The 2501-nt window shown below is 32.5% G+C and carries 2 protein-coding genes and 2 pseudogenes; 2 read left to right on the forward strand and 2 right to left on the reverse strand.

Features of this window, described 5'->3' with window-relative positions; all coding sequences use genetic code 11:
* Positions 1-241: 241 nt before the first annotated feature.
* The gene (locus ACZDYH_RS30240) at positions 242-517 is read right to left on the reverse strand and encodes an LCI fold-containing protein (RefSeq protein WP_474888023.1); all 276 of its coding nucleotides are present in this window, start codon (positions 515-517) and stop codon (positions 242-244) included.
* Positions 518-1017: 500 nt separating this feature from the next.
* Between ACZDYH_RS30240 and ACZDYH_RS30245 the strand changes: the two genes are divergently transcribed.
* Together ACZDYH_RS30245 and ACZDYH_RS30250 are read left to right on the forward strand one after the other, a co-directional pair.
* Positions 1018-1470, forward strand: coding sequence for a hypothetical protein (locus tag ACZDYH_RS30245; RefSeq protein ID WP_474888025.1), 453 nt, complete (start codon positions 1018-1020; stop codon positions 1468-1470).
* 234 nt (positions 1471-1704) lie between these two features.
* Positions 1705-1887, forward strand: a pseudogene (locus tag ACZDYH_RS30250) (ArsR/SmtB family transcription factor); the annotation flags it as partial.
* Here ACZDYH_RS30250 and ACZDYH_RS30255 read toward each other — a convergent pair.
* A pseudogene (locus ACZDYH_RS30255) lies at positions 1860-2153 on the reverse strand (tyrosine recombinase XerS); the annotation flags it as partial. The pseudogenes ACZDYH_RS30250 and ACZDYH_RS30255 overlap by 28 nt on opposite strands.
* Positions 2154-2501 lie beyond the last annotated feature (348 nt).

Raw genomic sequence — 2501 nt, forward strand, 5'->3', positions numbered from 1 at the left:
TTTGCTACTCTTTTTTTTGTGCTTTGATGCAAATAAAGGATACATTTCAATAGGCAAAGAAAATTATGTGAAGGGGTCCAGTCAACAAAATGACATAAAAACCGTGTCAAGGAAAGTATAACCATTTATATCAAGATTTCTAGCGTACAAAAACGCTTATTAGGGTGTCTTTTCTTTATGATTTTACACAAATAAAAAGCCTCATTATAAGAGGCTTTTTATTATAAATAGCTTTAATTAATTAACGCTTGTCTTCAAAATAACCTGTCCATGTTTTATTCGGTTCTTGATATACCTTTTTCAAGTACCATGTGATACCATATTCTTTGATTGTGCTAGGTACAGAAGCTTTAGAAAAATATCCTGGTTTTAACATCCAAAGAGTATTCGCTGCCGCTGCTCTATTAACCTTTTCTTGCTTCGGACTTTCAGTGTTAGGTGTTGCAGCCATCGCTCCACCTGCACCAGATAACATAATACCAGTCGCTAATGTTCCAACTACTAATTTCTTAAACATAAAAATTCCCCCTTAAGTATTTTTATATCTTGCACAACAAACTTAACATATTTTGCAAATAATGTTAGTTTAATAAACTTGATAAAATAATATTTAAATATTAAAAAAATAAAATACGAAAATAAAATTATGAAAAGTGCTTTAAGGTACAGCAATTTTACTTCAAATTACATTCTACAAATAGGTGTATTCCTTGTGAAAGTAGGAATCTGCCTTTTTCTTTCTACTGATGGGTCCTGCCACATCACCATCAAGCTAAGATTTTGAGACACCCCCATAACGAATTTTTTACTTTTTTACAGTTACTTATGAAAGTTAGGCTCATTTCTTTAATTGTGGGGAGCAATTAATTTCCTAAGTTGATGGGCATGTGTTGCTAGTCCATATAGAAAATATAAATACATCTTATACAGAATATTCAGTTTTCAATTGATAAATATACCAATATTAACCATAAGACAAGTTAATATGCTAATATTTAAATAACTTTATAAAAAGGAGTGGAGACTTTGAAACATTTAACAAAATTAATATTGGTAGTAGGTTTAATGTGTAGTGGAATTTTCATTACATCCACTAAAACTGAAGCAGCAGTTGGAGGCTGGTATAAAGTAACAGCGGGAGGCACTGATTGTAAAGCCAGAGTTTATACCGATCGTACCGAGTATGATAAAACTCATAAATATGTGAATGCTAAAATTGAGACACAAGGAAATTGTAGTAGGTTGTATTATGATATGGGACTTTCACACGCTCGTTTAAATTCCGCTTTTCATGATATAACCAGTGGATACTTTTCCTCTAGTACACCACTAAAATCATTAGAAATAAAACAAACTATGGGTGGTGAGACGGAAAATACATTCGTACATGTTCAACTTTTCAAAAACGCAGCACATACGGAACTTGCTGGAGAATTATTTTCGACAAATCTCACTGTGCACCCTAGATAATTTATATAAAGTCGCCAATTAATAGGTTGGTTGCACCTCATGTCGAGGGCAAAAAAGGCTAGGAATGGTCTTACCCCTGTTAAGTAGACATTATGAAAAAGACTAGGTAGCCATCGAGATTCGATATTCTATTGCAGCTCGATGGCTGGGTCGTTTTTGTGACGTGGAAAAGTTGATGATATCAAGTTTTCTTTTCCTTATCGTACTGAATTGTAAAAACAAGTAAATAAAGAAATGAACAAAATCCCAGAGGCGGATGTAGAATTATTAAAGATTATGGCCCATCCAGTTAGGTTACAAATTGTGAAGGAGCAAGAACGTCGCAAAGTTTGTAATGTGACACAGTTAACAGAGCTATTAGAAGTACCTCAATCAACTGTATCCCAGCATTTATTACCTTTTCTCTCTAAATATCTTTTAAATTTTTTTACTCGTTTAAGAGGAAGTTTTTCCAACGTTTCAATTGGCACCTCATGTATTATCTTTACAACTTTTCCATTTGCGACAGCAAGACGTGAGGAAATCAACCACTGCAAAAATATCTCATAATCAATTATATATGCATACAAAGTAGCAGGAGAGAGGTTCGTTTTCTTTTCAATATATTCAATGATAAACCAGGGCATTTTTTCTTTATGGCGTTTTACACGTGCTTGATATACTTGTTTTTCTCGGTTGCTCAATTTTTTCACCTCAAACTTCAAAGTAGTACATTTAAATTCCAACTCAGATAATTTATGTGCTTTTCCCTATTCATAAAATTTGATATTTCTTAAAAAACGGTTGAATCCCCTTCACTTTCACTTCATTTAGAAGTGAAAGTGAAGGGGGAGTTCAAAGGAAAAAGGACAAATTAAGTTTTGTCTCTTGATAAAAAACTTATAGAAATTAAAATAAGGTAGCAAATCATGATTGATATACTAGGTCTTATAAGCGCGATAGTAAAAATATAATTTCATAAAAAGTACTCCTAGGTTATTTAGGAGTACTTTTGGAATGAAGTCAACTTATTTATAGACTTTTGAACATTA

This window comes from Bacillus sp. EB V-12 (assembly GCF_056158125.1).

What these genes read in the sequence shown, in the direction of transcription:
- ACZDYH_RS30240 (WP_474888023.1), bottom strand. Translation starts at nt 517, where the DNA reads ATGTTTAAGAAATTAGTAGTTGGAACATTAGCGACTGGTATTATGTTA.